Below are 1,893 nucleotides of genomic sequence, written 5' to 3' on the forward strand. Positions count from 1 at the left end.
GCGTGCTGGACGCGCACGCCGCCATCCACAGCACCAGCGCACAGAACGTCAGGCTTTTCCTCATGCTGAAAGCCTAATGGACCGTGCCATTCTCAACGCACTTCATTCCATCCGGTGTTGGGACGATTTCGCTTCATGGCACGGGCGGTTACGACGTCTCCACGCATGGCCACCCGAAAGAAGACGACCGCCGAGCCATCGATTCACGTGCTGCACGTTGAGTTGGTGGAGATCGCCCCTGCCATCTGGCGAGAGCTTCATGTCCGAAGCGACACGCCACTCTCGAAGTTGCACGCCATCCTGCAAGCAGCCTTCGGCTGGACCAACAGCCACATGCACATGTTCGAGGATGTCTCACGGCAACGGTACGGACATCTGGCCAAGGGGGATGCCGAGGACTTCAGCTTTGGCGGCCCACCGCTGTTGGATGAGCGCAAGTACACCGTCGCGGATCTCGGCCCGCGTGCTCGCAGTGTCTTTGGCTACACCTACGACTTCGGTGACGACTGGGTGCATCGCATCCGCGTCAAGAAGGTGCAGCCCCCTGAATCAGGCCGGCGCTATCCCGCCTGTACTGCTGGAGCACGCGCTGCTCCGCCCGACGACTGCGGTGGTGCCCCTGGCTATGAAAACCTGCTTGAGGCACTTCGAGATCCAGAGCACGAGGAGCACGAAGAGCTGCTGGAGTGGGTCGGCGGTTCCTTCGACCCGGAAGCATTCGACCTGAAGGCCACGGACACGGCGGTCCGCGCCATCAAGTAACAGGAGCCTCAGGAGCGCACAGGCAGTTCGCGGAAGGAGATGCCCGTCCACCCACCCTGCTCCACCGCGTCCTTGAAGCGGTCCGTGCCGATGAGGACGGTGCCGTAGTCGCCCAGGCGGAAGAGGTCCAGGTCCGTGGGCAGGGAGGCTCCGTCGAGGATGAGGTCCTCCGGAAGGCGAAGGCCTACGCGTCCGCAGGTAGGACAGGGCGGTGCAAGGTCGGGCGGAAGGCAGTCACGGTGCATCCGGCCGCGCAGTTCGAGTTGAAGCTCGAGGATCTCCGGAGGCGTCTTCTGCCGGAACCGCAGCTCTGTCTTGCACCCGAGCAGCCCTCGGATGCCCGCGGCCTGAAGGCTGTCGAAGGCGTCTCGGCGAATGAGGATCCAGCATTTTTCCAGCCCCGAGAAGGGAGCGAATTGCCCCCATGCACGACCTTCCAACGGGCCGAAGCTCGTTCCGGGGGCAAGCTCGGAGCCTGGGGGCGCCAGGGGGCGCACGAGTTCCCGGAGACGTGCGAACTCGTGAAAGGATTCGGGCCTGGATTCCTCGAACTCGCCTCGTTCGGGAAGATCCGACAGGTCTACCGCAGGGTAATGGTCGCCCCAGGTGGACCAGGTGGCGCCACATCCTGGGCAATCCTTGATGCCAGGCAGGCCCCACTTCGGTGCGGCATCGAAATCCCCCTTGAAGAAGTTCCAGACTGCTTTGTCGCGACGAAGCTCAAAGAAGCGGGTCATGGTCTCTGGAATCGAATCGCTGGAGGTCAGTTGTACCGCTCGATGGGACCACCCAACAGCTGAAACCGATAGATGAGTTCCCCAGCGTGTTTGAAGATTTCTGGAGGCTTGGCGAACCTGTTCGCCCTGCTGAACTCGCGCCAGGCTTCATTCCACATGCCCCCACTGGGTCCACCGCTGTGAATGCGCCGGTGGATGTGTACGGGGATGGGGATCGTGTACTGATGGATATCGACGCCTCGATCCTTGAACCACTCAGCAAGGTCCCGCGCCTGCGGGAAGATGTGGTGCTTCTCGAACCTCCCCGCCGGTAGCTGCCGCAGCGGAGGCACGGGCTTCGGGTTCCCGTACCAGGGGAACACCATCACGGGCTCCACATCCCCCGGCAGGCCCA

The 1,893-nt window shown here is 62.9% G+C and carries 3 protein-coding genes; 1 reads left to right on the plus strand and 2 read right to left on the minus strand.

The features are described 5' to 3' along the window. The first annotated feature begins 165 nt into the window (after positions 1–165). Positions 166–762 (plus strand): plasmid pRiA4b ORF-3 family protein, encoded by a 597-nt coding sequence (locus ACLEQD_RS42400; protein WP_410391650.1) that lies wholly within the window; start codon positions 166–168, stop codon positions 760–762. Between the two features lie 8 nt (positions 763–770). Here ACLEQD_RS42400 and ACLEQD_RS42405 read toward each other — a convergent pair whose 3' ends face one another. Continuing rightward, the gene (locus ACLEQD_RS42405) at positions 771–1,499 is read right to left on the minus strand and encodes a double-CXXCG motif protein (protein WP_410391651.1); all 729 of its coding nucleotides are present in this window, start codon (positions 1,497–1,499) and stop codon (positions 771–773) included. A 26-nt stretch (positions 1,500–1,525) separates the two neighbouring features. After that, on the minus strand, positions 1,526–1,893 hold a 368-nt coding region (locus tag ACLEQD_RS42410; RefSeq protein WP_410391652.1), incomplete at its 5' end, for a TIGR02269 family lipoprotein.

This window comes from Corallococcus sp. 4LFB, from assembly GCF_046520365.1.
GTDB lineage: Bacteria > Myxococcota > Myxococcia > Myxococcales > Myxococcaceae > Corallococcus > Corallococcus caeni.